The organism is Streptomyces sp. NBC_01571, from assembly GCF_026339875.1.
GTDB lineage: Bacteria > Actinomycetota > Actinomycetes > Streptomycetales > Streptomycetaceae > Streptomyces.
On the sequence record NZ_JAPEPZ010000001.1, the window covers coordinates 8,699,042 to 8,725,644 of the forward strand.

Sequence of the window (26,603 nt, forward strand, 5' to 3'; positions counted from 1 at the left end):
GGTTGATCTCTCTGGGCGCAGCGGATGCCTTGTGGGCTGGTTTGACGGCTGGCAGCGTTGTGCCGTCGGCTGCTGCGGTGTTCACCTCCTTTCCCGTGCATGCTCAGACGGAGTACGTGGTGCTCGGCGGGCGTGTGGTGGCGATGGTGAAGGCCAGCAGCGGCTCGTGGAGCGTTTCGGAGAGGGAGCTGCGCCGGGCGGCGGCGGAGTTGAGCGCGGTGGAGATGGACCGCCAGGACCTGGTCCGTATCGGCCCGTTCGGCCGCGCGCTGAAGCCGGAACGGAACGAGGGAACGCTGGTGCCGTGGCGCGAGCGTATCTCCCGGGATCTGCAGGAAGCGGGCCGCCCCCGGCCTCCAGGCCAAGGTGGAGACGCCCGGCCGTCCCATCTGGCGGGGATCGACTGGCGGAGGCTGCTCGTGCAACGGCCTCATGGCCGGGCGGCGCGGTCGTGGTGGCTGCCACGCGCGGTGGTCAGGCTCCTGGATGGGGCAGCCCACACGGAAACGCAGTGGCTACATGCCAGGCAGGCCCGCCAGGCGAACACGGCCGTGACCGAGCCATCCGTCCACCCTGGGCAGACCCCGGCCGCCGACGTCGGGCAGACTACGAGCCCCGATGCCCCAGCCGTCCCGCTGCGTCGCTATAACGGGGAACTGCAGGGCCAGCTGTACTCGGTGCTCAGCAGGAAGCCCGGCATGGCGCGGAAAGTAGCCGGGTGGGCGTGCGCGGTCTGCCGCACCGCACCCGCGGCCGTACTGGATCATTGCCATGAACACGGTTATGTCCGTGCCCCGGTCTGCCAGTCCTGCAATACACAGGAGCGCCCCGACCACCTCTACAGCAACGACATCCGCGTGGCCGGCCACTACATACGCCTCTTCGACACCCACGCTGCCGACTGGCTCCGGCACTGGCACCGTTGCCCCGGCTGCCGCGCCCGCACCACCCTGCCCCTCGCCCACCTCGCCGCATGGACCGCCCACGTAGCGTGCCGGTCACAGCGTCCGACCCACCGCGATCCCCGCAGCTCCCGCGGACGCAAACCCTGCGGCGCCCTGCGCGTTTCGTGGACGGGCAGTCACCACGCGCCCCATGCCTGCGTCCTCACGGTCGTCGTCGACTTCTGCCCGTCCGGCGAGCACCGTGTCCTGGCGCACGTCCCCTACCGCGAAGCTGCCGAACAGTTCCGTACCTGGTTGGCCGCGACGGCGCCTGCCGTGGCTGCCGAGGCCGGACCCGACCGCACCGACGACCTACCCGCTCAACCCCGGCCCGTCATCGCCGACACCAGCGGTGACGGCCTGGCCCTGTTCTGAGGAAACCGCACCCGATACGGCCGCGGCTCTCACCGGTCTGAGAGCCGCATGGCCGGCTGTTCTCCTGGGCGTTCTGTGCGCGGCCGTTGTTGTGGCGTGGCGGTTCGGTCGGGCCGCCGTGCGGCGGGAGCGTGACAGGCAGCGTCAGGCGGACCTGCGGATCACCCTCGCCGAAATTGACGCCTTGGACGACCGGCGTTTCGAGTACGCCTTGCGGGATCTGCTGGTCCGGGACGGCTGGCCCGCAAGCCGGGTAGGGGGCGGCGGGGACCAAGGCGCCGATGTCATCGGAGATCACCTGCAGCGCGGTCGGATTGTCGTTCAGGCCAAGCACACCCGTGTCGGAGGGAAGGTCGGCTCCTCGGTGATGTACGCGGTCAAGGGCACAGCCAGGCCTGTCCACAAGGCGGAGCACGCCGTGGTCGTCACCAACGGTGCCTTCACCCGCGACGCCATGACCTGGGGCGACCGGCACGGCGTCCACTGGATCGACCGGGAAAGGCTGCGCCACTGGGCCGAGAACGGCGCCGCCTTGCACGAACTCCTCGGCCTGCCCGCCCGCTCACGCCCCTTCCGTTTCAAACGGGCAGCGTGACCCGCGTGTTCCGCATCTACTTTCGAGCGTCCGGAGGTGTGGTGTTCGAGGAGGACGGGTCACTTGACCCGCTGCTGAAATTCCTGCTGTACGCGGTGATCGCGCTGGCTGTCGGCAAGATGCTGTGGAAATGGCTCACCGAAGACGTACTGCGGTGGATCACCGTGGACCTGTGGTGCCTGGTCGCAGACCATCCATGGTGGACTGCCCTCACCGTTGTCGGCGGCCTGACGCTGCTCCTGCTTCTCGCCGGCCTTCTCTCTGGCCTGTCCGGAGCGGGCGCCTATCGGTACGTGGACGAGGCCGAGACCGCTGACGAGCCGGAGGTGCTGACTTTCAAGATGAAGCAGCTTGCTTCGATGAGCGCGTCGGGGTTCGAGCAGGCGTGCGCCGACCTCCTGGCGCGCGACGGGTTTCGGCAGCCCCGGCGGGTGGGAGGCGCAGGCGATCTCGGCGCCGACGTCACGGCCTGGGACGGCGACGACCGCCTGGTGATCCTGCAGTGCAAGCAGTACTCCAGCCCCGTCGGGTCCGGCCATGTACAGCAGTTCAACGGAGCGGCCCGCCTGCATCATCGATCGGACGTGCCCATCATGATCGCACTGAACGGCTTCACACAGCCGGCGATGGACTTCGCCCGCAGACGCGCCCTGGTTCTCGTGAGTCGTCCGGAACTGAATCTCTGGGCCCACGGCCAGCACCTCTACGACGTCCTCGGCATCGAGAGTGCGGCGTAGCGTAAGGAATCCGGCCTGGAAAGCGTGGGTCCGTCGCCCCCCACAGTAGGGCGACGGACCCAGACAGCCAGTACCGCGGGACCAAGTCCCCGCGAGCGTCTCGCTGGTACTGCTCCAGTGACGGGACCCGGCGTTCCGGCACACTGGATGCGCGCCCGCGTGGAGCATGTCATCGAACGGATGAAGAACTACAGGATCCTGCGTGAGTGTCGGCAGGGTGATGGGGCTCCAACGTACCGTCCAGGCCGTCGACCGGATCGATACCTCACCCGCAGCGCGTGACCAGACGCGCCAGACGACCGGTTCAGCCCGGCTGATCGCGGCGTCCTGCGACACGCTTTGGCGTCGAGCGTGTGAGCGGCGAAGGGGGGTCGGCTTGATGCGTACGGCGGACGTTCGCGGCGTGACCAGCGTCTTGGTTCAGAGAAGGTATTCCATCCAGATTCAGTGCATTATGACCGGCTTTGTCGAGGCGGCTTGTGATAACCCGTTCAATGCCGATTACTGATCTGCTTTGATCGAAGTTGAATGAGTTACGAGAAATGTGCAGTGAGAGATTTGAGGTGGCAGGATGCGGCCCTGAAGCCCGAGGGGACGTGGACGCGGCAGGGGCTGTGCCCTGCTTGTCGCGTGCTCGCGTCGGTGCCCTTGGATACACATGCGCGGCAGGGAGCTGAGATGTCTCAAACCGGTACAAGTAATGCCATTCCAGGGCAGCGGGTTGAGCTGAACGGATCCCAGATCATCGAACCTCCCAGGCCGCCCCGCCTGAGCAGGGCCGTGATCCGCAACTTCAGGCTCCTGCGTGAAGCGGAACTGACTTTCGCTGACGAAGCGACGGTCTGTGTCGGCCGTAACAACACAGGAAAGACATCGCTGGCGAAATTATTTAAGCTGCTCACGGCAAGAAAAGATGCCAAGCTGCGCATCGAGGACTTCTCTGCGGACTGCTACGGCGAGTTCCTTGACGCGTACGATCTCTACGCCAAAGGTGAGACGCAGCAGGCGCACGGCCGCATTCCGAAAATCAGCCTGACCCTCCACATCTCCTACGACGCGGATTCCGGACAGTACGGGCCCTTGGCCCCCTTCGTCGTCGACCTCGACCCGAACTGCTCCGAGGTCGTGATCAACTTCACCTACGCCCTGAACGACGGAGCTCTGGAGGCGTTCCTCGGCGACCTGGTCTCTAGCACGGGCGCGCCCCTGGAGCGCCTTGCCAGACGCATCCCGGCACACTTCGGCCTCTCTGTGACTGCGGTCGACCCGACGGACAACACGAACCAACGGTCGGTCGACCTGGCGGACGTTCACAGACTCGTGAAATTGGACTTCCTCGAAGCCCAACGAGGTCTCGATGACGAAGACCGGGAGACCTCCCAGCCGATCGGAGCGATCTTCGAGCAGTTGTTCACTGCTGCCAAGGGCAGCAAGCGTGTGGAGTGGCTGGAGGACCTCGCCACACGCATCGACGAGAGGCTCACCCATACGTCGAACGACCTCGACACCAGCCTGCAGGACATCCGTAGCCAAGTGGCGCCGGCTCTGAAGTCCTTCGGCTATCCGGGGCTGGGTAATCATGAGTTCGTCACGGCTGCCCAGTTGGATTCCAGGAGACTCCTCAAGAACTTCGCACGCATCCACTACCCAGGAGCGGAAGGCGTCAGGTTTCCGGAGTCATACAACGGTCTCGGAACTCGCAATCTGGTGTTGATGCTGCTCAGGCTCTTCACCTTCTACCGAGAACACACAGCGAAGTCCCATGAGTGGGGAATCCATATGATCTTCTTGGAAGAACCCGAGGCGCATCTGCACCCACAGATGCAGGAAGTTTTCATCCAGCAACTCCTCCTGTTCCCCACACTCTTCCCGAAGCTCGACGCCGAGATGCGCGCAAACACCCCAGAGCGGACAGGTGCAGCGAACGAGAACGCCCCTGGCGCCAGGAACGAAGCATCTTGGAACGCCCAGTTCGTGGTGACCACCCACTCGGCCCACGTAGCGAACCGGGCCCGCTTCTCCAACATCCGGTACTTCCGTAAGGAGGAAGAAGCCGCCGAACCTGGCGAACAGCAGAGGCCCGCCCGAACGGTCATCAAGGACCTCTCCAAGCTGGCGAGCGACGAGAAGTTCCTGCTCAAGTATCTGACGCTCACGCGAGCCGACCTGTACTTCGCGGACAAAGCGATCCTTGTCGAAGGTGCCAGCGAGCGCGTCTTCGTCCCCGCAGCAGAAGAGAAGATCGTCGCCGGAACACCGGGCACGGTGCTGCCGCCGCAGTACGTAACGCTGATGGAAGTGGGAGGCTTCTTCGCCCACAAGTTCTTCCCGCTGCTCAGAATCCTCGGCATCCCAACTTTGATCATCACCGATCTCGACCCCGTCGACACGAGCCAGCCCAAGTCGCCCAAGTGCGCGGCGTCCGAAGGCGGACACACCTGCAATCCGTCCATCAAGGAATGGACCGATGAAGCAGGAACACACCGGGTGGCCGAGCTTCTCGAACGTGCCGAGACGGCCCCGCTCGTCTCCGCAAACCTCTGTCTGGCCTACCAGGTACCCGAACACCCCGAAGGTCCATGCGGTCGCACTTTTGAGGACGCGTTCGTCCTGGCAAACCCATCACTCTTCGACCTCGGAGCCACGGATGGGCTCACCAATGTAGAGGTCGAGAAGAGCGCTCGCGACAAGGTCGTGGGCAAGGCGAGCAAGGTCGACTTCGCCCTGGAGCACGTACTGGGTGAATATGAATGGGAAGTCCCGAAGTACATCAAGCGCGGTCTCGAATGGCTCATCGAGCAGGATGGAACGGCCACGAAGACGGAGTCCGAGTGATGACGACACCGATCAAGAACCTGACACACACGCCATCACAGAGCGTCGTCAACGTGTTCGCGTCCGAGGCGCAGGCCGTACAGGAGGCAATCCTCAGCACCCTGCACGACGGTCGCCACTTTAAGGTCGAAGCCGGAGCGGGCGCGGGCAAGACCAGCTCACTCATCGAGGCAGTGCAAGGCATCATCGCCCACCGACACCGCTACCTCCCGCGACGGGACCAGCGCGTCGCCTGCATCACATACACCAACGTGGCCCGCGACGAGATCATCAGCCGAACCGACAGCAGTCCCTACGTGTACGCGGACACTATCCACGGCTTCCTGTGGCGGCTCCTGTCGCCCTTCCCAAGACACCTGCTGCGCCATCTCGTCGAACTCGACGCCGTTAAGCCAAAGCTGGAAGGCCGAACGTCACTCGACGGCTACACCGTCGGCTACACCACAGGCTTCGCAAAGATCGACCACGAGACACTCCATGTGCAGCTGGCGCACAACGACCTGCCCGCCCTGGCCTGCAAGCTCTTCACCCTGCCTAAATTCCGGGCCATCGTCGCAGACCAATTCCCGGTCGTCTTCGTCGACGAGTACCAGGACACCCCCGCCGGCCTCGCAGAAGCCCTACTAGGCACGCCCGACGAGGAGACACGCTTCCGTGGCCCCCTGTGTGGATTCTTCGGTGACCACTGGCAACAGATCTACGACAACGTGTGCGGAACCATCACCGACCCCCGATTGAAACCGATCATCAGGCGGCGTAATCGCCGCTCCGAGCGCGCAGTGGTGGATTTCCTCAACTCGATGCGCCCTGAACTGAAACAGACCGCAAACCCAAGAGCAGATCAGGGCAGCGTCACGATCTACCACACCAACGACTGGGCCGGAACGAGGCTCACTCACCATCAGAAGGGTCAGATCGGGTGGGACGCGGCACACGCTGCCCGCAGCTGGGTACTGCAAGACGCCCGCACACACCATTGGCGCGCTGAGGAGTCAGTCGGCATCGCCGCCGCACAGACAGTCGCTCCCAACACCAAGATCCTCATGCTCACGCACGAGACCATTGCCGGCGAACTGGGCTACCAGCGACTCCACAAAGCCTTCCGGCGCAACGAGTCCTACGTGAAGAAAGAAGACCACATCATGGCCTTCTTCCTCGACGTCCTAGAGCCCGCCCTGCTCCACCACCGCAACAAGCGCTACGGTGCGATGTTCGACATACTCGGCCACCGCTCACTTCTCACTTCTCCTGCCGACAAGCGCACCTGGGCTGCAGTACTGCATGAAATCGATGAGACACGCGAAACGGGAACGGTTGGGGATGTCCTCGACCTTTGTCTGAAACAACGGTTGTTCGACGGCCTGAGTAAAATACGCGAACGCCAGCAGAAGTCCGAGACGCCAACGGATGACGGCGCGCAGGCCGCAGGCGACGACAAAGCCAAGGCGCGAGCAAAGGAGTACCAGGCACTACGGGCTGTGCCCTACGCGCAACTGCTGGCCCTGCATGACCATCTCGGCGGTGGTACACCCTTCGCCACACAACACGGAGTTAAGGGACAGGAGTTTGACCGGGTTCTCACTGTCATCAGCAAGGGGCACACCCGCTTCCAGATCCCCGAGATGCTGGCAAGCTATTCACGGCGTCACGAACTGACAGGGAAAGACCAGGAAGCGTTTGTCAGGGCGAGAAACCTCTTCTACGTGGCGTGTTCGCGAGCCAAGCAACACCTGGCTCTCCTGTTCACCGCGAGGCTTGACCCAGCCGCGCTCGACACTCTATGTGCCTGGGTGGGCAGTTCACGGATCCACTCTTTGCAGTTCGACGGAGACAGTGTGATGGGTGGTGCTCCCGAAGCGAGCAGTGCCGTGTAGCGAACGCATATCTCTGCTGCTGGCCGGAAGAAGGAAGTTCCAGGGAGGGTGCAGTAACTCCACGGCACTTGGCCGACAGTGAATAGACGACGGGCTGAAGAAGTGGGACGGCTCTACATGACCCGAGAGCGAGCGGAGGCTTCCTTGGGCTCGCAGCTAGAACTTGATTCTCGTCAGTACTCTTTGAGTCGGGGCCTGCGCAGCAGGAGGTAGTGATCGGCTCCGCTCACGAGATATCTGCCTTGGGCGGTTTGACGTCGGGCGGGTAGCCCTTGGCGCGAAGGAATGCGTCGAGTGCAAGCGCGACGATGTCGCCGTGCTGGATGCCATGGTCTGCGTGGTATCGGCGGATGCGCCGCTGGAGTTGAAGAGCGTCGGGGACGGCGTAGTTGATCTGTCCCCGACTGGTGTGGCGGCCGTTGATGACCTCCAGTGTGTCCGGATGAGGCGCCAACGGGTTGTCGGTCGGGTCGGATTGCGCGTCGAGAGCGTCAGCCAGTTCACGCAGCTGACGGGCGTGGTGCGAGAGATCGGGCATGGGCTGCTCCAGGCCGGTCCACTAGTCGACTAGCTAGCCGCCTAGTCGACTAGTGGAATAGTCGGTGGGACGGGTGTCCGCGAACGGGCTGACCGTTCGCGGACACCCTGGGAGATGCACGCGGCGTCAGAAGCCGCGTGCGGTGAGCCATTCGTCCAGGGCGACGGAGACGATGTCGCCGATGGGCAGGTGGTCGAGTTCGTTGTCGAGCGCGAAGCGCTTGATCCGCTTTTTGAGCTTCAGCGCGGCGGGGACCGACGAGTCGAGGCTCTCGCGGGTGATGATGCGCTGGTTGAGGATCACGGCCGTCTCAGGGATGTCCTTGGGACGACCAGGGCCGTGAGCCCATGGCGTTCCTTCGCTGGGTTCTGCATCCGCTCGCACGTACTGCTCCTGGTGAGATCCCGGACCATCGGTCCTCACCGGGAACGCGGCACCGCCCGCGAATGGTGGAGCTGCTGGACGAACTGCCACCTCGGCGGCCGGAGTCGCGCCAGCAGCCGCGGACGTGACGGGAGACGGGCCATGCTGCGCAGCGGGTTCGCTCGGCTGCGCCGGCCGCACCGCAGGAGCTGCAGGTTCGTGGGCCAGGACCACAGGCGTCACCTGCTGCTCCACCGGCTCCCCACCGGGCGCCGCCTCGGGGGCGACGACCTTCACACCAACCGGCGCACTGGCGGCCGACTCCGGCACGAAGCCGGCCGGTGTCTGGGCGGTCTGCTTCGCGTAGCTCTGTGTGACTTCGGGTACCGCTTCAGTTCGGCCCTGCGCCGACGCCTCGGTGGGAACGGCGGGAGGCGTGGACTGAGCCTGCGGCTCGCTGGCAGAGGGATGGCCTTCGTCCTGGGGGGTGGCCTGTTCGGCGGCGTACTGCTCGGGGGTGAGTTCGGCGGTCGGGGGAGGGGGCGGAGGGGTCGTCTTCTTGGCCCCGCTGCCGAGGGCGCGACCCGCGCGGCGGGCCGGGGGTTTCATACGTTCGGTCATGCTGCGGTCAGCTCCTTCATCAGCTTGGCGTACTCGCTCAGTTCGGTCGGGATCTCGCCGAAGGCCTCCATGTAGTGCACCCAGGAGTGGATGGTGGTCTCGGCGAGTGGGAAGGCCTCGTCGCGGTCGGGGCCGATGCCCTCGCCCTGGGCGGGGTCGAGGAGCTGGTCCTTTGCCCGGCTGGGCAGGCTGGTGCGGTCGTCGGCCTTGACCATGACGACGTGGGCGGTGACGCCGTGGTCGTTGCGGGCGGCGGCGCGCTCGGCCTCGTCGAAGGTGGCCACGAGCTTGCGGCGCTCGATCTTGGTGGGGGCGACCGGCACGAGCAGCAGGTTCGCCTCGGTGACAGCCTCGTGGAAGATGCGGGCGCTGCCGCCGCCGGCGTCGACCACGATCGCGCCGAACTCGGTGCGCTTGGCCCGGATGTACTCGGCGATGTCGTCGAACGGGTACCGCTCGACCACCAGGTTCTCGGGAACCTCGAAGCCGGCGGCCTGAGCGACCTTGAACCAGTCGTAGGCGGACTGACTGGTCGCGTCGGCGTCCAGCAGCAACGTGGGCAGGCCGAGGACGAAGGCGTAGTAGAGGGCGATGAACCAGGCGGAGGTGGTCTTGCCGGTGCCGCCCTTGAGCATGCCGACGACGATGACGAACGCGTCCCAGACGTGTTCTGTGGCCGCGGCCAGGGTCTTGTGGCGGGTGTTCTCGTTCACGTGTGCTTGATCTCCTGAAGGGTAGGGGTGTTGTTTGGTGCGCGCGTTGGCGAGCGGGCTGGCGACGGGGGTGCCCGTGCTGGCTTCTGGCGGCCGGACTGGCACACGGCCGCCTTCTTGATCTGCCGGGCAAGGTGGGTAACACCCGCGAGGACGTGGTGGCTCATGGCTGCTTCCTCGTGTCGTGGGCCGGTCCGTGGTGGTGCTGGGGCCGCATGCGGGTGCCTGCTTGGTGCAGGAGGCGGTAGACGGTGGCGACGGAGTAGCTGTGCTCCCTGGCGAGTTCTGGCACCGTGGCTCCGGCCTCGTACCGTGTGCGCAGGGAGAGCGCGGCCTTGTGCCGCTCGGCGGCCCGGGCTGTCGAGCGCATCCGCTGGGTCTGCTGGGTGGTGCGCACGGTGCCGCCGGCTTCGATCAGCAGGCGCCGGGCGCCGCGCCTCGTCTCGCCTGCCGCTGCGGCGAGTTCGGTGAGGGTTGCGCCGTGCTGCTCGTACAGGGTGCGCAGGTGGGCGGCGAGCCGCCTGCGGGCTTGTGGGTTCTGACGCATCCGGCGTGTCTGCCAGGAGCTGCGCATGACGGTCCCGGCGTCGTGCAGCCGGTTGAGGACGGTGCCGTACGACAGGCCGCTGGCGGTGACGAGTTCGTCGACCGTCGCACCGGCCTCGTACTGCTGGCGCAGGGCCTGGGGTGTCACCGTCTCGTGCGTGTCAGGGGTGGCCGTGGGTTCTGGGTTCATGCGACGGACTCCCATTCGCTGAGGGCTTCGGCATGGGCAGCGGCCAGCTCGTCGTAACTGCGCTGGTCCGATGGGGTGATGAGGATCAGGCGGCCGTCGGTGGCGACCCGCCAGTCGGCGGCCGGACGTCCTGTGACCGGGTCGAGGACGCGCCCGTCCGGGGCGTGCCATGTCGGTGGGATCTCGTCGGGGCGCGGCATGGGTACCAGGACCTGACGGCCGTCGCGGACGATCACGAGAGCCCTGCTGCGGTGCTGGGTCAACCGGTCCAGTGCCTCCTGGTAGGCGGCCCGCTCGGCCATGTGCAGGGCCTTGCGCCGGGCCGCGATGCCCCGGGTGCCGTGTTGCTCGGCGACCTTGTCCCAGCCCTGTGCTGGCGCTGCGGTGTGTCCGTTGTCGGTGTCCGGGAGGCGGATACCGAAGCCCTCCAGCGCACGTGGCGCGAGGGCCCAGGCCTCCCCGGTGTGCTGGACGAGGCGGTGGTCGGCGAGGCGTTTCAGGGTCCGGTAGGTGGTGGCGCGCGAGACCGAGGAGGTACCGACGAGCTCGCCGACGGTCTGGTTGGGGCGCTGGTGGAGAGCACTGATGATCACAAGGGCGGCACTGCCGAGGCCATCGTGGGCGAAGGCGTCGTGGCTCATCAGACGTGCAAGGACGGTGGAGTCGATGTCGGCTGTCGTGGCCGTCTCAGGGGTAGTCCACTCCCCAAGTGCCGGGTCGGGGGGGAACTGAGTGGACCGGAAACGAGACAGCAGAGCCGGGTCACCGTGACCGAGAACGCTCCCGGCGCCCAGGTACCAGGTCGAGCCCTCCTGGCCATGGCCGACCCGCAGGCGGCGAAGCCAGCCTCCCGGCTTCAGGATGGTCTCGTAGACGGCCCGCAGTGTCGTGCGGGAGATGCCCGCCTCTTCGGTGGTCTGCCGCTCGCTTGCGTGGTGCAGGGGGCCGCCCGCGATCTCGGCGAAGTTCAGATGCGCCCGCAGCACCCGCAGCGCGGTCCGCCCCCGCTCCCCACGCCAGGGCGTGGTCTCGATCCGGTCCCGCAGGGCGGCGAGGACCTCGTACGCCTCGTGCCGGGAGCCCAGCGCGATGGTGCTGCTGACCGTTTCCGAGGCGCTGGCCCACACCCGGCGGATGTAGTCCAGGGCGCGTGTCTGCCCGGAGCGCAGCGCGATGCTGCGGGTGTGCCGTCCGCCTTCGTGCTCGGGGTGCAGCAGAAGCTGCGTCAGCTGGTCGATGCTGCCGCCGGCGCGGGCGACGTGGCAGGCGATGGCCGCGGTGATCCGGTGTCCGTGCTCGGCCGCGCCCTGGCGGTCCCCGCGCGGGATCACGGTCCGGCCGTCGGAGGAGAGTCGGCTGTAACTGCCGGTGGCGTAGCGGCCGGTGAGATCGCCGAGCAGAATGAGATCGGTTGCGGCCGACGGAAGTTGGGCGTAGCCCAGAACAACGCCGTTGAATTGGGATGCGTTTGGTCGAGAGAGGTCGTGATGGGTGTTGTGCGTCACGGTGGGGTCGTCTCGCAAAGACGTGGACGCCACCCAGGCCCGCTAAAACCACGGGTGGTGTCCGGGACCGACCTCCATCGGCGTCGGCAAGGTCTCCAGGATTGCCGTCCTGGAGGTCCTGGTCATACCGGCCCCGAGCGGAGGCAGGCGTCCCCATCGCAGCTCGACCGAGGTCGAATCAGAGCCCCGCCAGAGTCGCTCACTCTTGATCCACACCGGCCAACTCAGGTCCCTCAAAGGCCAGTTTCAGGGGCTGATGCCTCTGACTGCCTCCGAGCGACCCGGGTCGAACCGGGGTCGAATCAGAGCGTTTTCCTCTGACTGCCTCCGATCGCCTCTGCAACCCGACCTAGCAGGTCACAGCCTCATCGCCTCGCATAAGCCCAGGTCAGAAAGATGCGCTAGCTGTACCACTGGTTCCTGGCGAAGGCGGTCGTGTGCGGCATGCGTGCGACTCCCGTCTGTCTTCGGTGGTGGCATCGTCCGGAAGGGCGTCACAGCGCCGCAACACCACTTCCGCCTCACGGAAGGGAATCGGTGAACCGCCTTGTCAGGGCAGGGACTCGCCCGCGCGAGCGTTGCCGGGACCGGGCCGGGCAGGTAGGTGTCCGCCGGGTTTCCCGGCACCCTGCGCCCGCGGACAACGTCTGTGCGCCGACGCGAAAGACACCCCGGTCGTGCTGCCCGAGAGTGGACGTCGTGCCGACCCGCGGCCGACGGATCGGCCGCCGGTGCGGACCCGGCGCGCGGCGAGTCCGAGCTGCCAGGGCCGGACCCCCGCCCTCACTCCGATCAAGCCGCCGCCGTTCGGGCGCGGCAAGAATCCGAAGGACTTCCATGACCTCCCCCTCCCAGGTGCAGACCGTCCGCGGCCCCGTGTCGGTCGACGACCTCGGTACCGTCCTGATGCACGAGCACGTCTTCGTCCTGAGCGAGGAATTCCGCCAGAGCCTCCCGGAAACCTGGGACGAGCAGGAACGCGTCCGCGACGCGGTGCGCCGGCTGAAGGACCTGGTGGCCACCGGCGTCACCACGATCGTGGACCCCACCGTGATAGGCCTCGGACGCGATGTCGGCCGGGTCGCGCTGGTGAACGAGCAGATCGACCTGAACATCATCGCGGCCACGGGCATCTACACACTGGGCGACGTCCCGAACTTCTTCCGGTATCACGGCCCGGGCACGATGCTCGGCGGTACCGAGGGGATGACCGAACTGTTCGTCCGGGAGCTCACCGAAGGCATCGCCGACACGGGCGTCAAGGCCGCGTTCCTGAAGTGCGCGATCGAGGAAGAGCTCACTCCTGGTGTGGAGCGGGTGATGCGGGCGGTGGCACAGGCACATGTGCGTACCGGAGCACCGATCACCGTCCACACCGACGCGGTCGCCCGCGCCGGCCTGGTGGCACAGGAGATCCTGCGCAGCGAGGGGGTGGACCTCGGGGCGGTGGTCATCGGCCACAGCGGTGACACCGACGACCTGGACTACCTGCACCGGCTCATCGACAACGGCTCGTACGTCGGCATGGACCGCTTCGGTCTCGACATCCTGCTGCCGGGCGACCGGCGCGTGGCGACTGTCGCGGCCCTGGCCCAGGAGGGACTGGCGGACCGGATGGTGCTGTCCCATGACGCGTCGTGCCACGTCGACTGGTTCCCTGCCGGTGTGCGCGAGCAGATCGCGCCGAACTGGCACCACACGCACCTGCACGACAACGTGCTCCCCGCGATGCGCCGGGCCGGGGTCACCGAGGAGCAGCTCACGACCATGCTGGTCGACAACCCGCGTCGGTACTTCAGCCCGCTGGGCGGCTGACCGGCCGACGGCGGAGCACGTTCATCGCGGTTCTGTCCGGGGCGGGAGGGCGCCGCGCCGGGCATCGCGAGGTGTCATGCCGAATTCCTGCCGGAAAGCGGTGCTGAACGACGCATGACTGCCGAATCCGCAGGAGTGGGCGATCTGCGCCACCGAGTGTCCGGTCCAGTTCGCGCTGGCCAGCCGGGTCCGGGCAAGGCGCAGCCGTTCATGGCGTATGAGGTCACGCGAGGTCGTGTCGGCTGCCTGCAGCACGTGCTGGATGTAGCGGGCCGACCAGCCGAGTGCGCGCGCGACGGTGGCGATGTCGAGGTCGTCGTCGCACGCGTGGCGGCGGATGTAGCGGCGCACCTCCGCCTCGACCGCCGCTCGCCGGTCCGACGGTGCCGAGTCGGTCGCGCCCTCGGCGGCCAGGCACACCAGGTCGAGCACGCGCTCGCAGGCGATGTCGAAGGTCGTCTCGGAGAACTGTTCACGCTCCTCCTGCAACGTGGTGACCATCGTGCGGATCACCCGGCCGAGACCGTTGGCCGCGCTGAGCATCTGTGGCTCGCGGACTGCGGCCGGGTTGCGGTGGGCAACCTCGCGACCAGGCACGATCAGCGCGATCGACAGGAAGTCGTCGTCGTGGGCGAAGGTCACCGGCCGGTCCATGTCGCACAGCGCCATGGCGCCGGGCCGGATCTCGCCGGCCGAGTGCCCTTGCTCCACCCAGGCCGTCCCGGCCAGGGGAACGAGCAGTTCGTAGGTGCCGCGAGGATCGGAGGTGATGTGCCGGGCGTCCCGGACGACCGTCTCCTGGCCGCCGCTGCACAGGGCGATGCCGTAGGTCTGGGTCCGCTGGGAGTCGAGACGCCCGGTCCAAGGAGCGGTGCGATCCGGCACGGTGATGCGACTCGCCCCGTGCAGACCGGTGAACGCGTCGTTCCAGTCGCTCACCGAGGGTATGGGGGCAGCCGGGGTCCATCGGTACACGCGTCTCCTCTCCCTCCGCCCGCAGCGAGAGCAACCGCGGTGGCCCCTTTTCCCTTTTCCGGTGGGAACGACATTGTCGCGTCCGGCATCGCCCGTGGCGACCACGCGATCGATGCCCCCAGCGTAGTCGGGCGGGGCCGGCGGCCCGCCCGGCCGGCCATCGGATCGTCGGCGTCGGCCGCTCCCCGCGGAGGCCGCGAAGGTCGCCGACGGGCTCGGAGCCGACGGTTTCCTCCTCGGACCGGCCTTCGTCGGGCACCGGAGCGGAAGACGGAGCAGCGCCGCCCGCAAGTCCGTGCCGGAGGCGGTCGCGGGACGACAGAAAATCCGGGACGCGAATATCGGCTGGAGAGCCATATCCGTGGAGATTTTCAATGCCAGAGATCAGCGGATGGAACTCCGGATAAATAGCCGAGGTAATTCTGAAAACGGTGTGACTAATGTGGTCACACCGCCGTCACCCTTTTGATGATTCCGTCATCCATCGCTCTTCCTTAACGTTATGTGTCAGGAACGACGACCCACGAACGAAAGGAAGAGGCGATGGCGGAACCCTTCGTCACCGGGCCGCTCGACACCGACCGGGGGACCGTTACGAGCACCGCGGTCGTGCGCACCCGACGGGTGGGCACGACCCTGCTCATCACGATCGACCGCCCGCACGCACGCAATTCCGTCAACGCCGAGGTCGCCGCCCTGCTGGCGAGCGCCCTGGACGAACTCGAGGCGGACCCGGGACTCCGGGCCGGCGTGCTGACGGGCGCCGAGGGCACCTTCAGCGCCGGCATGGACCTGAAGGCGGCCCTGCGGGGCGAGTCGCCGAACATCCCGGGGCGCGGATTCGGCGGCGTGACCGAGGCCGACCGGACGAAGCCGCTGATCGCCGCCGTGGAGGGCTGGGCCATGGGGGGCGGCTTCGAACTGGCCCTCGCCTGCGACCTGATCGTGGCCGCGCAGGACGCGCACTTCGGTCTGCCGGAGGTCAAGCGGGGACTGATCGCCGCCGGCGGGGGAGTGATCCGACTGCCCCGGCGCATCCCGTACCACCTCGCGATGGAACTGCTGCTGACAGGCGAGCCGGTGAGTGGCGGCCGGGCCGGTGAGCTGGGTCTGGCCAACCGGGTCGTGCCCGCCGGCCAGGCCCAGCCGGAGGCCCTCCTGCTCGCCGAACGGCTGGCGGCGTACGCGCCTCTGGCACTCGCCGCGGTGAAGAAGGTCGTACGGGCCGCGGACGGCGCACCCGAGGACGACGCCTTCGCCGCGCAGCGCACGGTGATGAGCGGGCTGATGGCGACGGCCGACGTCCGGGAGGGCATGACCGCCTTCGCCGAGCGCCGGGCCCCGCAGTGGACGGGGAAGTGACATGCGGATCGAAGACGTCCGGCGGCACTCGACCACCCCGCTGACCAGCCCGGCGTACGCGCCGACCGTTCCCCGTTTCACCGACCGCGAATACCTCAACATCGTCTACCGCACCGACCCCGACGCGCTGCGAGCCGTCGTTCCCGAACCCCTTCGGATCGACGAGCCCCTGGTCCGCTTCGAGATCATGAAGATGGGCGACGTCAGCGGATTCGGTCCCTACACGGAGGCAGGACAGGCGATCGAGGTCGTCTTCGAGGGCGAGCGGGGCGAGTACCTGCACGCGATGTACCTCGACAACTTCCCGGCGACGGCGGCGGGACGCGAGGCCGGCGCGTATCCGAAGGTCATCGGCGCACCCGGGCTGTACGTCGACAACGGGGCGCTCGTCGGCACGCTCGACTACGGAACCCTCCGCGTCGCCACCGCGACCATGGGCTACAAGCACCGGGCTCTCGACGAGGCCACGGCCAGGGACCAGATCACCGTGCCGACCTTCATGCTCAAGGCCGTCCCGGGCCACCGCCGTGACATGCGCGTCCAGGAACTGGTGCGCACCGAGATCACCGACGTCGTGGTCAAGGAGGCGTACACCGGCCCCGCACGGCTCCAGCTCTTCGCCCATGTCCTCGCCCCGCTGGCGGACCTGCCCGTCCTGGAGGTCGTCTCCGCCAGCCACATCCTCACCGACCTGACCCTCGCACCCGTCGAGCCGGTCTTCGACTACCTGAAGGAAGCCACGCAGTGACGCACCCGTTCCGTACCGCCGCCGTGATCGGCGCGGGCACCATCGGACTCTCCTGGACAGCGCTGTTCGCCGCACACGGCCTGAACGTCCACGTCAGCGATCCCCGCCCCGACCTGCCGGAGGCGATCACCGAGGCGCTCGCCGCGTTCACCCCGCACCTGGCCGCCCAGGGCCTGGACACCGAGGGCCTCGCCGACCGCGTACACGTCGCGGCCGACGTCACCGAGGCCGTCCGGCACGCGGACGTCGTCCAGGAAAACGGCCCCGAGCGCGTCGAGTTCAAGAAGGAGCTGTTCGCCCGGCTGGTCCGGGAGGCCCCCGGACACGCGCTGCTGCTGAGTTCGTCGTCGGCCATCCCCGCGACCGCCTTCACCACGGAGCTCGAAGACGCCGGCCGCGTCCTCGTCGGGCACCCCTTCAACCCGCCCCACCTGCTGCCGCTCGTCGAGGTCGTACCCGGCGAACGCACCACCGGGGAAGCCGTGCGGGCGGCCGTCGACTTCTACACCGCCGTCGGCCGCACCCCCGTCGTCGAACGCCAGGAGATCCCCGGGTTCGTGGGCAACCGGCTCCAGAACGCACTCAGCCGCCAGGCCGTCCATCTCGTCCAGCAGGGCGTGGTGACCCCCGAGGACCTCGACACCGTCGTGACCCACTCGCTCGGTGTCCGCTGGGCGACGGTCGGACCGTTCCTCGGCGCGCACCTGGGTGGTGGCCCCGGCGGCTACCGCCACATCACCGAGCACATCGGCTCGACCATGCAGCGGATGCCCCTCGGTGAGCCTTCGCAGGACCCCGAGGACCGGGAGCGAGTGATCCAGGCGGTGGAGAGGGCGTACGCCTCCACGCCGTACGCCGACCTCGCCGAAGCCCGCGACCACAGGCAACTCGCCGTCCTGTCCGCCCTGGAAGACGTTCGCCGAACTGAGCACACCGAGGAGATCTGAGATGAGCACCGCCACCGCTGCACCCACCGTCACCACCCCCACCGCAGAGCCGGACGACCAACTGGCCGCCGACTTCTACCAGTACGAGGCGCTGCTCTCGGACGAGGAGCGCGAGATCCTGCTCAAGGCCCGCGCCTTCCTGCGCAAGGAGATCAAGCCGCTGGTGAACGAGTACTGGGGCAAGGGCGAGTTCCCCTTCGAGATGATCGAGAAATTCCGCGCCAGCGGACTGGCCGCACTTGCCTACGAGGGCTACGGCGAGCACAAGCCGGCCGCCAGCCACCTGCTCGGCGGCATGCTCGCCACCGAACTGGGCCGTGTCGACGCCTCGACCGCCACCTTCTTCGGCGTCCACAACGGGCTCGGCTTCTACTCCATCTACTACGGCGGCGACCAGGAACAGCGCGACAGGTTCCTGCCCGCCATGGCCTCGATGGACAAGATCGGCGCCTTCGCCCTGACCGAACCGCTCGGTGGCTCCGACGTCTCCGGCGGCATGCGCACCACCGCCAGGCGCGAGGGCGACGACTGGATCCTCAACGGCGCCAAGAAGTGGATCGGCAACGCCACCTTCGCCGACTACGTCGTGGTCTTCGCCCGGGACGTCGACGACAACAAGGTCAAGGCCTTCGTCGTCGAGAAGGGCACCCCCGGCTTCCGGCCGGAGAAGATCGAAGGCAAGATCGCGCTGCGGATCGTGCAGAACGCGGAGATCACCCTGACCGACGTCCGCGTGCCGGAAGCCGACCGGCTGCACAACATCAAGGGCTTCCGGGATGTCGCGGAGGTCCTGCGCGTCACCCGCGGCGGGGTCGCCTGGCAGGCCCTGGGCGTCATGATCGGCGCCTACGAACTCGCAGTCGACTACGCCAAGGAGCGCATAGCCTTCGGCCGCCCGATCGCCAAGTTCCAGATGGTGCAGGACCTCCTGGTCAAGAGCCTGGGCAACATCACCGCCTCCTGGGGCATGCTGGTTCAGCTCGCCCGGCTCCAGGACCAGGGCATCTTCCGCGACGAGCAGTCCGCGCTGGCCAAGGAGTACGTCGCGGCCCGCATGCGGGAGTCCGTCGCCTGGTGCCGCGAGATCTTCGGCGGCAACGGCATCGTCCTCGACTACGACGTCGCCCGGTTCTTCTCCGACGCCGAGGCTCTCTACTCCTACGAGGGGACCCACCAGATGCAGACCCTCATCGTCGGCAAGTCCATCACCGGCCACAGCGCCTTCGTGGGGTGAGCGCGATGACCACCGAATCCGTCTTCACCGGCCTGAAGGTCCTCGATGCGTCCTCGTTCATCGCGGGACCGGCGGCGGCGACCATGCTCTCCGACTTCGGAGCGGACGTCATCAAGATCGAGCCGCCGGGGATGGGCGACCCCCAACGGCGGCTGAGTTCCGTGCCGCCCAGTCCGCGGGCCCAGGCCAACTACGGCTGGCACCTCGCCAACCGCAACAAGCGGGGCATGGTCATCGACCTGAAGTCACCGGCTGCTGTCGAGGTCCTCGAGCGACTCGTCCGGTGGGCCGACGTGGTGATCACCAACTTCCCGCACGGCACACGCGAGAAGCTGCACCTCGGCTACGAGGAGGTCGCGGGCTGGAACCCGAAGGTCGTCTACGCCGACATCACCGGCTTCGGGGACGCCGGCCCCGACGCACGGCAGCCGGGCTTCGACCTGACCGCCTACTGGTCGCGCAGCGGCCTGCTGGCCTCCACCCGCGACGCGGGAGCCCCGCCGACCGTCCCGGTCTGGGGCAGCGGCGACTACACGACCGCGATCGCCCTCTACGCCGCGATCACGACCGCCCTCTACCGCCGCGAACGGACCGGACAAGGCGCCGACGTCGGAACCTCGCTGCTCGCCACCGGGGTCTGGGCCACGGGAACACTCGTGGCCGGCGCACTCGCCGGCGGCACACCGTTCGAGCTGCACGACCGGAACGTACCGGTGAACGCGCTGACCAACCCGTACCGGACCGCGGACGGCCGCTGGTTCATGCTGGCCACCTCGTCCGTGCACTGGCCGGCACTGGCGCGGGCCATCGGGCGGCCCGAACTGCGAGCGGATCCGCGCTTCGCGGACATCCAGGGCTCCGCGAAGAACGCCGCCGCCCTGAGCGAGCTGCTCGAGGCGGCGTTCAGCGCCCGTCCTTTCGCGCACTGGCAGGAGGTCCTGACCCGGGAACGCATCACCGTCGGCCTCATCCAGACACCCGAGGAGGCGGCGCAGGACCCGCAGTTGCGCGAGAACGACGTCGTCGTGCCCCTCGAAGGGGTCAGCGGACTGGACTACACCGTCAGCAGCCCGGTCAACCTCCGAGGGGTGCCGAAGGCCCCGGCCAGGCGAGCGCCTGACCTGGGCGAGCACAACGACGAGATCCTCGACGAGCTGGGATTCGGCCCCGCAGAGATCGCCTTGCTGCGCGCTCGGGGAGCGGTCCCCGGCACGACGGAAGCCGAAGCGGCGTAATGAGCCGGGTCGCGGCCGACAGGCGGGGGCAACGACCCGCCGGCCGCGATGACGGGCCCGTACGCGGGCCCGGCCCCTCGGCGCCCCCACCATCGTGAGCGGGTGCGGTCGTACGCCATGCACGGCATCCCGACGACTCCCATGCTGGAACTGCGACAGCCCGCCCGCCCGATCCCCGCCCGTCCCCCGACACCACGCAACCCCCGCAGGAGCGCACATGCCTACCCTCGACCGCCAGGACAACGTCTTCGTGCTCGACCTCGGAGACGGTGAGAACCGCTTCCACCCCGACTGGATCGCGTCCGTCGACGCCGCCCTGAACGAGGTGGAGAAGGCGGAAGGACCGCGAGCCCTGGTGACCGCCGCGACGGGCAAGTTCTATTCCAACGGCCTGGACCTGGAGTGGCTGTCCGCCCACGCGGACCAGCACGACGACTACATCGTCTCCGTCCACAAGCTCTTCGCCCGCCTGCTGTCCCTGCCGATGATCACCGTGGCGGCCCTCCAGGGGCACACCTTCGCCGCCGGCGCGATGTTCTCCCTCGCACATGACTTCCGCGTCATGCGGAGCGACCGCGGCTTCTGGTGTCTGCCCGAGGCCGACATCAACATGCCCTTCACCCCCGGCATGTCCGCCCTGGTCCAGTCCCGGCTGGCGCCGCAGACCGCGCACGAGGCCATGCTCACCGCCCGCCGCTACGGCGGGTCGGATGCCGCGGCCGCGGCGATCGTCGACCGGGCGGTCGCCGAGGACGTCGTACGGTCCACGGCTCTGGAGATCGCCCAGGCACAGCTGAGCAAGGCCGGCGACACACTCGGCACCATCAAGGCGCGGCTGTACGGCCCCGCTCTGGCAGCCCTGCGCGAGACGGCCACTCCGCGCGGCTGACACGGCCGGCCCTTCGGCGGGGCGTGTGTGCGCGGATCGCGCCGCGCCGGCGATCCGCGATCGGCCGTCCGGGGCCGCCCACGGTCACGCCGCGGGATCCACCGCCCCGAAGCACGACGCCTCGGAACCGACTCGTGGATCGGGTTAACGTGTCAATGTGGAGATGCTGCATCTGCGCTACTTCGTCGCGGTTGCCGAGGAGCTGAACTTTTCCGCGGCGGCCCGACGGCTGCACATGGCCACGTCACCGCTGAGCCAGCGGATCAAGGATCTGGAGCGGGAGCTCGACCATCGGCTGTTCGAGCGTGACACGCACAGTGTCACGCTCACGCCGGCCGGTGAGGCGCTGCTCCCGATCGCGCGGGACGTGCTGGAGCGGGTCAACCGCATTCCGTGGCGACTGCGCGAGGTGACACGGTCGGAGCGCGGCACCATGTTCGTGGGGATCCCGTCCGGGCTCCACCCGAGGCTGAGGGAACTCGTCAACACCCTCGCGGAGCGCGCCGACGAGTGGTGCGAACTCCTGCGCTGGCCCGGCACCTCCAAGGCTCTGGTCACCGGCGTGTGCGACGGGAGGCTGGCGCTCGCGCTGGCCCGGCTGCCCATCAGCGATCCCGCACTGGACGTGCTGCCCGTCATGTCCGAACGGCTCGGCGCGGTCGTGCCCGCCGACCAGTTCACCGGGCGGGATTCCGTGGCGCTGGCCGAACTGGCCGACCTCTGCTTCGTCGTCGCACCGCAGGAGATGAAGTTCTCCTACTTCGATCAGCTCGACCGGGAGATGGCGGAACGGGGGGTCAAGAAGCGTGTCAAGCTGACGGATTCCAATTATGGCGGAATCGCCGAAGTGGTTTCCAGCGGGATAGCGTTCTACTTCTCCATGCTGAACGCGGAAAGCCCCATGCACGGCTACGCCCTGGAGAACACGAAGGTCCTGCCGTTCACCGATTTCGAACCCGTCCTGGACACCTCCCTCATCTGGCGGCGGGACCGGGCCATCGGCGGTGACCTGGACGAGGTCATCGCAACGGCCCGCGAGGTCTTCGCCGATCCGCTGCACCTGTGATCCGGAGCGGAATTCGATTGCTGATGTCGGTATGACCGCTGCGGTCACGCCGATATCAGCAATACGATGATTCCAATATCCGTGCGGTTCCCTTAGCGTTCTTTACCTGGGCAGTCGAGGAAGAAAGGACGCGACAATGGCGGACACACGGAGTCCTGGGCCGCTCGACGGCATACGGGTCATCGACCTCTCGACGGTGGTCATGGGTCCGTACGCGGCCCAGATCCTCGGAGATCTGGGCGCCGACGTCATCAAGATCGAGTCCCCCACGGACTCCCTGCATGTGGGCCGGTACCGCAACACGCCGGGCATGACCCCGCTGCACCTCAACGTCAACCGCAACAAGCGCAGCGTGTCCCTCGACCTGAAGGACGAGGCGGAGCACGCCCGGGCTCTCGAGCTCATCCACACCGCCGATGTGCTGATCACCAACATGCGTCCGCGCGCGCTCGCCCGGCTGAGCCTGACCTACGAAGACCTCGCCGCCGCCGACCCGGGCCTCGTCTACGCGCACGCCGCCGGCTTCCGCGACGACTCCGACCGGGCCGACGCCGCCGCCTACGACGAGACCGTGCAGGCCGCCTCCGGGCTCGTCGACATCGCCGACCGCGCGCTGGGCACGCCGCGCTACCTGCCGAGCATCCTCGCCGACAAGGTCTCCGGCCTGACCATCGTCTACAGCGTGCTGGCCGCCCTGGTGCACCGGGACAGGACCGGTCACGGCCAGCGGATAGAGATCCCGATGACCGACACACTGATCGCGTTCAACCTCGTCGAGCACCTCGCCGGCCACACGTTCGAGACGGCGACCGGCCCCACGGGCTACGCGCGGTCGCTGTCCGAGCAGCACAAGGCGCGGCGCACCAAGGACGGCCTGGCCGCCGTGCTCCCGTACACCCCCCACAACTACCGTGACTTCTTCGCCGCCGCCGGCCGTCCCGACCTGGCCGCGGACCCACGCGTCAACGGTCCCGTCCTCGACACGGCCGACGCCGACGACCTGTTCGCCCTGGTCGGCGAGTGCACCCCGGCGCTGACCACGGCCGAGTGGGCCGAGGTGTGCGCGAAGCACAGCATCCCGATGAGCCCGGTGCTGGAGCTGGACCACGCGCACGAGGACCCCTACGTCCGCGACGGCCACCTCCTCGACACGTTCGCGCATCCCACCGAAGGCCCGCTCCGCACGATCGGGATCCCGGTGAGGTTCTCCGCCACTCCCGGCTCGATCCGCCGCCTGGCCCCGGTTCCCGGCCAGGACACCGCGGAGGTCCTCGCCGACCTGGCCGCCTCCCGCTGAGCCGCGGAAAGCCGTAGGAGAAGCCATGAGCAGCAACGGCGTGCGCGTCCAGCGGGTCTGTTCCTCCCTGCTGGTCACGATCGACCGCCCCCGGGCACGCAACTCGGTGAACGCCGCGGTCGCCGCCGCCCTGGCCGCCGCGCTGGACGAGCTGGAGGCCGACACCGGACTGCGCGCCGGTGTCCTGACCGGAGCGAAGGGCACCTTCAGCGCCGGTACGGACCTCAAGGCCGCGCTGAAGGGTGAGTCGCCCACGATCCCGGGCCGCGGCTTCGGCGGCCTGGCCGAGGCCGGACGCACGAAGCCGCTGATCGCCGCCGTGGAGGGGCTCGCCCTGGGCGGCGGGCTCGAACTCGCCCTGGCCTGCGACCTGATCGTCGCAGCCGAGGACGCGACGTTCGGCCTGTCCGAAGCCGAGCGCGTTCCGTTCGCCGGCGGAGGCGCGATCCGGCTGCCCCGGCGCATCCCGTACCACCTGGCGATGGAGTTCCTGCTCACCGGCGAGCCGGTCGGCGGTGCCCGCGCCGGGCAGCTGGGCCTGGCCAACCGGGTCACCGCGCCCGGTGAAGCGGTGGCCGTCGCCCTCGGACTCGCCGACCGGCTCGCACCCAACGCACCGCTCGCGCTCGCCGCGGTGAAGAACCTCGTACGCGCCGCCGACGAGGTGCCGGAGGCGGACCTCCTCGCCTTGCAGGGCAAGGAACTTGACGCCCTGATGGCCTCGGCCGACGCACGCGAGGGCATGACCGCTTTCGCCGAGCGCCGCGCCCCGCGATGGACGGGGAAGTGACGTGAGGATCGAGGACGGTAACTCGTGGGGGGGGCGAGCGGACGGTCAGCCCGCGGTGGTCGCGCTACCCGCAGTGGTCGGAGTGGTCGAGGTGGTCGTGGTGCGGTAGAACGCCGCTCCGCCGCGGTGACGGAGGCGGGGACGACGAGCCCAGGCCCACGGAGCGGCTCCGGAAGTGGCCGCCGGTCCAGGCCAGTACCTGCCGGCCGTGTTCGGCGACCACGGCCTCCGGTGCCATGGTGCTGCCGACCAGGGCGGCGTCGATGCTTCCCCGCACGTCACGGGCCCACCTCCTTCTCCTCGTCGCGGGGCGTGGGGATGGCCGCCCGGTGTTGCTCCTCGTCGACGCGGGGGTGTGCCGAGCGGATCGCCCCGTAGAGCACCGTGTCGACGGTCGCCCGCAGCAGGTCGGCCGCGGTCCAGTCGAGTTCGCGCGGCAGTTGCGAGGTGAGCAGCCGCTCCAGCGCGCCGCGGGTGATCTCACTGAGCAGCTCGGGCGGAGCCGGCAGCAGTCCTTGCCGGTGCCCTTCCCGGTACAGCTCGTCGAGTCGTCGGTAGACCACCGTGTCGACACGTTGTTCCACGTACTGACGCAGCATCACATCGCTTCGTCCCGCAGTGAGTTGAGCCGCGCCGATCCGTCCGAGCTCGCTGCCCGCGGCGATCAGGAAGCGCTCCGCCCGCACCCGGAACGGTTGTCCCTCCGCCTCCTCGGCAGCCGCCGCCAGCGTGGCCTCGACCACGGCGAACTGCCGGTCCAGCACCGCGGTCAGCAGGCTGCGCTTGTCCGGGAAGTGCCGGTAGATCGTCTTCTTGCTCATCCCGAGCTCATGAGCGAGATCGTCCATGCTCGTCCGCGCGAAACCCGATGCGAGGAAGAGGCGGCCGGCCGCCCGCACGATCGCATCGGCACGCTGCCTGTCACCATCGGAAACTTTTGAAACTGATTGAGTTTCCATGGTTCTATGCTGGATCTTCGTCCGGACGCTGTCAAGACACCCGGACCCGGGGTGGTTCAGCTCGCCCGCCACCCCGTCCAGCGGGTGACTCGTACCTCCACCACCTCGCCTGCCGGCGGACGGCCGGTGTACTGCAGGGGGTACTTCGCGGTGAGCAGCTCCGTGTACCGGGCCGCGTCGGCGGACCGGCCGGCGGGTGGGAGCACGTGGGCCCGTCCGTCGGCGCGGGTCCACCAGAGCTGGTCCCAGTCCTCCTGGTAGTGGTCGGCGAGGAGGGCGACGGCGGGGTTGGCGAGGATGTTGGAGAGCCGTTTGAGGTGGGTCGACCGTTTGGGCTTGTGGTCGACGGCCATGGCCACCGTGTCCCCGGTCACCACGAAGACCACCGGCACCAGGTGCGGGCGGCCGTCGGTGTCGGCGGTGGCCAGGCGGGCGACCCTGGACGCCGCGAACCGCTCGCGCGCCTCGGCCGCGGTCAGGGCGGGCATCAGCGGAAGCGGGCGGCGACCTCGGCGAACCGGTCCAGGTGGGCCAGGGTGGCCGGTTCGGGATCGGACGGCAGATTGAACAGCACGCGCTCCACGTCCAGTTGCGCGTAGCCCTCGACCGCCTCAGGGGTGGCGGGCACATCGTAGACCGTCACCGGGACCGCGCGGCCGGCCAGGGCCCGCACTTCCTCGATCTGCGGCGCCAGTACCTCGGGCGGGACGCCGTTGGCGAGCCAGACGTCGCCGAGTTCGGCGACCCGTGGGAAGGCGCCTCTGCCACCGCCGACGAAGATGGGAGGGTGCGGCTTCTGCACCGGCTTGGGCCAGGAGTAGACGGGGTCGAAGTCGACGAACTCTCCGTGGAACTCGGCCTTCTCCTTGGTCCACAGTTCGAGGATGGCGCGCAGTCGCTCGTCGACGAGCTTGCCCCGAGTGGCCGGGTCGGTGCCGTGGTTGGCCATCTCCTCGCGGTTCCAGCCGACGCCGACACCGAAGACGGCCCGGCCGTCGGAGACCAGGTCGAGCGAGGCGACTTCCTTGGCGGTGTGGATCGGGTCGCGCTGCGAGACCAGGGCGATGCCGGTGCCCAGCAGGAGCCGTTCGGTGACGGTGGCCGCGGCGCTCAGCGCCACGAAGGGGTCGAGCGTGCGGTAGTAGATGTCGGGCAGTTCCCCGCCCGGGGGGTAGGGGGAGCGGCGGTCGACCGGGATGTGGCTGTGCTCGGCGATGAACAGCGAGTCGAACCCGCGCTCTTCGATGGCCCGCCCGAGAGGGGCCGGCCGGGTGCTCAGATCGGTGATGAAGGTGGAGATCCCGAATTTCACGCGGCTCCTTCGTCGCTGGATCCCGGGGGGTGCCGGTCCAGTGCCGGTCCCGGTCCGGTCGTACCGCCGGCCCCGGATGCTGCCGGTGGCCCGGGCTGCCGCTCATTGTCAGCGAGGGGGACGGCCGGTGGGCGGGTG

General features: G+C 68.2%; 26 protein-coding genes. 16 read left to right on the top strand and 10 right to left on the bottom strand.

All coding sequences use genetic code 11. From position 1 onward, the window contains the following. The first annotated feature begins 95 nt into the window (after window positions 1-95). The 6 genes from OHB41_RS38930 to OHB41_RS38955 all read left to right on the top strand — a co-directional run bounded on the left by OHB41_RS38930 (window position 96) and on the right by OHB41_RS38955 (window position 7,360). Window positions 96-1,319: an endonuclease domain-containing protein gene (locus OHB41_RS38930; RefSeq protein WP_323138434.1), complete on the top strand. Its 1,224-nt coding sequence runs from the start codon at window positions 96-98 to the stop codon at window positions 1,317-1,319. After that, on the top strand, window positions 1,297-1,914 hold the full coding sequence (locus OHB41_RS38935; protein WP_266704138.1) for a restriction endonuclease: 618 nt from the start codon (window positions 1,297-1,299) through the stop codon (window positions 1,912-1,914). Before OHB41_RS38930 ends, OHB41_RS38935 begins: the two co-directional genes overlap by 23 nt. 5 nt (window positions 1,915-1,919) lie before the next feature. Next, complete coding sequence (locus OHB41_RS38940) at window positions 1,920-2,651, top strand: restriction endonuclease (RefSeq protein WP_266704140.1); 732 nt, start codon at window positions 1,920-1,922, stop codon at window positions 2,649-2,651. A gap of 202 nt (window positions 2,652-2,853) precedes the next feature. Beyond that, window positions 2,854-3,159: a hypothetical protein gene (locus tag OHB41_RS52740; protein WP_266704142.1), complete on the top strand. Its 306-nt coding sequence runs from the start codon at window positions 2,854-2,856 to the stop codon at window positions 3,157-3,159. Between the two features lie 170 nt (window positions 3,160-3,329). After that, window positions 3,330-5,486: an ATP-dependent nuclease gene (locus OHB41_RS38950; RefSeq protein WP_266704144.1), complete on the top strand. Its 2,157-nt coding sequence runs from the start codon at window positions 3,330-3,332 to the stop codon at window positions 5,484-5,486. Next, window positions 5,486-7,360, top strand: coding sequence for a UvrD-helicase domain-containing protein (locus tag OHB41_RS38955; RefSeq protein ID WP_266704146.1), 1,875 nt, complete (start codon window positions 5,486-5,488; stop codon window positions 7,358-7,360). Before OHB41_RS38950 ends, OHB41_RS38955 begins: the two co-directional genes overlap by 1 nt. A 226-nt stretch (window positions 7,361-7,586) precedes the next feature. Here the strand turns inward: OHB41_RS38955 and OHB41_RS38960 are convergent, their stop codons facing one another. From OHB41_RS38960 to OHB41_RS38980, 5 genes are all read right to left on the bottom strand, one after another. Then, the gene (locus tag OHB41_RS38960; RefSeq protein ID WP_266704148.1) at window positions 7,587-7,898 is read right to left on the bottom strand and encodes a hypothetical protein; all 312 of its coding nucleotides are present in this window, start codon (window positions 7,896-7,898) and stop codon (window positions 7,587-7,589) included. 126 nt (window positions 7,899-8,024) lie between these two features. Beyond that, window positions 8,025-8,882, bottom strand: coding sequence for a hypothetical protein (locus OHB41_RS38965; protein WP_266704150.1), 858 nt, complete (start codon window positions 8,880-8,882; stop codon window positions 8,025-8,027). Then, a complete protein-coding gene (locus OHB41_RS38970) occupies window positions 8,879-9,595 on the bottom strand; it encodes a ParA family protein (RefSeq protein WP_266704152.1) in 717 nt (238 codons plus the stop codon). The genes OHB41_RS38965 and OHB41_RS38970 overlap by 4 nt, the downstream gene beginning before the upstream one ends. 163 nt (window positions 9,596-9,758) lie before the next feature. Next, complete coding sequence (locus OHB41_RS38975; RefSeq protein WP_266704154.1) at window positions 9,759-10,331, bottom strand: helix-turn-helix domain-containing protein; 573 nt, start codon at window positions 10,329-10,331, stop codon at window positions 9,759-9,761. After that, window positions 10,328-11,836, bottom strand: a complete 1,509-nt coding sequence (locus OHB41_RS38980; RefSeq protein ID WP_266704156.1) for a MarR family winged helix-turn-helix transcriptional regulator — start codon at window positions 11,834-11,836, stop codon at window positions 10,328-10,330. The genes OHB41_RS38975 and OHB41_RS38980 overlap by 4 nt, the downstream gene beginning before the upstream one ends. Before the next feature lie 837 nt (window positions 11,837-12,673). Here OHB41_RS38980 and OHB41_RS38985 point away from each other — a divergent pair. After that, entirely contained in the window at window positions 12,674-13,651 is a 978-nt protein-coding gene (locus OHB41_RS38985) for a phosphotriesterase family protein (RefSeq protein WP_266704158.1), read from the top strand. A gap of 21 nt (window positions 13,652-13,672) precedes the next feature. On the opposite strand, the gene OHB41_RS38990 is transcribed toward OHB41_RS38985, so the two are convergent. Further along, on the bottom strand, window positions 13,673-14,590 hold the full coding sequence (locus OHB41_RS38990) for a helix-turn-helix transcriptional regulator (RefSeq protein ID WP_266704160.1): 918 nt from the start codon (window positions 14,588-14,590) through the stop codon (window positions 13,673-13,675). A 579-nt stretch (window positions 14,591-15,169) separates the two neighbouring features. On the opposite strand from OHB41_RS38990, the gene OHB41_RS38995 reads away from it, so the two are divergent. From OHB41_RS38995 to OHB41_RS39035, 9 genes are all read left to right on the top strand, one after another. Further along, a complete protein-coding gene (locus OHB41_RS38995; protein ID WP_266704162.1) occupies window positions 15,170-15,988 on the top strand; it encodes a crotonase/enoyl-CoA hydratase family protein in 819 nt (272 codons plus the stop codon). Between the two features lies 1 nt (window position 15,989). Further along, window positions 15,990-16,736 (top strand): acetoacetate decarboxylase, encoded by a 747-nt coding sequence (locus tag OHB41_RS39000; protein ID WP_266704168.1) that lies wholly within the window; start codon window positions 15,990-15,992, stop codon window positions 16,734-16,736. Continuing rightward, window positions 16,733-17,683: a 3-hydroxyacyl-CoA dehydrogenase NAD-binding domain-containing protein gene (locus OHB41_RS39005; RefSeq protein ID WP_266704170.1), complete on the top strand. Its 951-nt coding sequence runs from the start codon at window positions 16,733-16,735 to the stop codon at window positions 17,681-17,683. Before OHB41_RS39000 ends, OHB41_RS39005 begins: the two co-directional genes overlap by 4 nt. A 1-nt stretch (window position 17,684) precedes the next feature. Continuing rightward, a complete protein-coding gene (locus tag OHB41_RS39010; protein WP_266704172.1) occupies window positions 17,685-18,917 on the top strand; it encodes an acyl-CoA dehydrogenase family protein in 1,233 nt (410 codons plus the stop codon). Between the two features lie 5 nt (window positions 18,918-18,922). Then, a complete protein-coding gene (locus OHB41_RS39015) occupies window positions 18,923-20,152 on the top strand; it encodes a CaiB/BaiF CoA transferase family protein (RefSeq protein WP_266704174.1) in 1,230 nt (409 codons plus the stop codon). A gap of 217 nt (window positions 20,153-20,369) precedes the next feature. Beyond that, window positions 20,370-21,041 carry an enoyl-CoA hydratase-related protein gene (locus tag OHB41_RS39020; protein WP_266704176.1) on the top strand — a complete coding sequence of 224 codons (672 nt, stop codon included), beginning with the start codon at window positions 20,370-20,372 and terminating at the stop codon, window positions 21,039-21,041. Between the two features lie 163 nt (window positions 21,042-21,204). Beyond that, complete coding sequence (locus OHB41_RS39025; RefSeq protein WP_266706466.1) at window positions 21,205-22,107, top strand: LysR family transcriptional regulator; 903 nt, start codon at window positions 21,205-21,207, stop codon at window positions 22,105-22,107. A 136-nt stretch (window positions 22,108-22,243) separates the two neighbouring features. After that, the gene (locus OHB41_RS39030; RefSeq protein ID WP_266704178.1) at window positions 22,244-23,404 is read left to right on the top strand and encodes a CaiB/BaiF CoA transferase family protein; all 1,161 of its coding nucleotides are present in this window, start codon (window positions 22,244-22,246) and stop codon (window positions 23,402-23,404) included. 25 nt (window positions 23,405-23,429) lie between these two features. Then, window positions 23,430-24,194 carry a crotonase/enoyl-CoA hydratase family protein gene (locus OHB41_RS39035; RefSeq protein WP_266704180.1) on the top strand — a complete coding sequence of 255 codons (765 nt, stop codon included), beginning with the start codon at window positions 23,430-23,432 and terminating at the stop codon, window positions 24,192-24,194. 64 nt (window positions 24,195-24,258) lie between these two features. Here the strand turns inward: OHB41_RS39035 and OHB41_RS39040 are convergent, their stop codons facing one another. The 4 genes from OHB41_RS39040 to OHB41_RS39055 all read right to left on the bottom strand — a co-directional run bounded on the left by OHB41_RS39040 (window position 24,259) and on the right by OHB41_RS39055 (window position 26,465). Beyond that, window positions 24,259-24,471: a hypothetical protein gene (locus OHB41_RS39040; RefSeq protein WP_266704182.1), complete on the bottom strand. Its 213-nt coding sequence runs from the start codon at window positions 24,469-24,471 to the stop codon at window positions 24,259-24,261. A 1-nt stretch (window position 24,472) separates the two neighbouring features. Beyond that, entirely contained in the window at window positions 24,473-25,015 is a 543-nt protein-coding gene (locus tag OHB41_RS39045) for a TetR/AcrR family transcriptional regulator (protein ID WP_266704184.1), read from the bottom strand. A gap of 194 nt (window positions 25,016-25,209) precedes the next feature. After that, window positions 25,210-25,641: a TIGR03668 family PPOX class F420-dependent oxidoreductase gene (locus OHB41_RS39050; protein WP_266704186.1), complete on the bottom strand. Its 432-nt coding sequence runs from the start codon at window positions 25,639-25,641 to the stop codon at window positions 25,210-25,212. Beyond that, the gene (locus OHB41_RS39055; RefSeq protein ID WP_266704188.1) at window positions 25,641-26,465 is read right to left on the bottom strand and encodes an LLM class F420-dependent oxidoreductase; all 825 of its coding nucleotides are present in this window, start codon (window positions 26,463-26,465) and stop codon (window positions 25,641-25,643) included. The genes OHB41_RS39050 and OHB41_RS39055 overlap by 1 nt, the downstream gene beginning before the upstream one ends. Window positions 26,466-26,603 lie beyond the last annotated feature (138 nt).

Coding starts and splice junctions, on each gene's coding strand:
- OHB41_RS38950 (WP_266704144.1), top strand. CDS start 3,330: ATGTCTCAAACCGGTACAAGTAATGCCATTCCAGGGCAGCGGGTTGAG.
- OHB41_RS38955 (WP_266704146.1), top strand. CDS start 5,486: ATGACGACACCGATCAAGAACCTGACACACACGCCATCACAGAGCGTC.
- OHB41_RS38960 (WP_266704148.1), bottom strand. CDS start 7,898: ATGCCCGATCTCTCGCACCACGCCCGTCAGCTGCGTGAACTGGCTGAC.
- OHB41_RS38965 (WP_266704150.1), bottom strand. CDS start 8,882: ATGACCGAACGTATGAAACCCCCGGCCCGCCGCGCGGGTCGCGCCCTC.
- OHB41_RS38975 (WP_266704154.1), bottom strand. CDS start 10,331: ATGAACCCAGAACCCACGGCCACCCCTGACACGCACGAGACGGTGACA.
- OHB41_RS38985 (WP_266704158.1), top strand. CDS start 12,674: ATGACCTCCCCCTCCCAGGTGCAGACCGTCCGCGGCCCCGTGTCGGTC.
- OHB41_RS38995 (WP_266704162.1), top strand. CDS start 15,170: ATGGCGGAACCCTTCGTCACCGGGCCGCTCGACACCGACCGGGGGACC.
- OHB41_RS39000 (WP_266704168.1), top strand. CDS start 15,990: ATGCGGATCGAAGACGTCCGGCGGCACTCGACCACCCCGCTGACCAGC.
- OHB41_RS39010 (WP_266704172.1), top strand. CDS start 17,685: ATGAGCACCGCCACCGCTGCACCCACCGTCACCACCCCCACCGCAGAG.
- OHB41_RS39015 (WP_266704174.1), top strand. CDS start 18,923: ATGACCACCGAATCCGTCTTCACCGGCCTGAAGGTCCTCGATGCGTCC.
- OHB41_RS39020 (WP_266704176.1), top strand. CDS start 20,370: ATGCCTACCCTCGACCGCCAGGACAACGTCTTCGTGCTCGACCTCGGA.
- OHB41_RS39025 (WP_266706466.1), top strand. CDS start 21,205: ATGCTGCATCTGCGCTACTTCGTCGCGGTTGCCGAGGAGCTGAACTTT.
- OHB41_RS39030 (WP_266704178.1), top strand. CDS start 22,244: ATGGCGGACACACGGAGTCCTGGGCCGCTCGACGGCATACGGGTCATC.
- OHB41_RS39035 (WP_266704180.1), top strand. CDS start 23,430: ATGAGCAGCAACGGCGTGCGCGTCCAGCGGGTCTGTTCCTCCCTGCTG.
- OHB41_RS39045 (WP_266704184.1), bottom strand. CDS start 25,015: ATGAGCAAGAAGACGATCTACCGGCACTTCCCGGACAAGCGCAGCCTG.
- OHB41_RS39050 (WP_266704186.1), bottom strand. CDS start 25,641: ATGCCCGCCCTGACCGCGGCCGAGGCGCGCGAGCGGTTCGCGGCGTCC.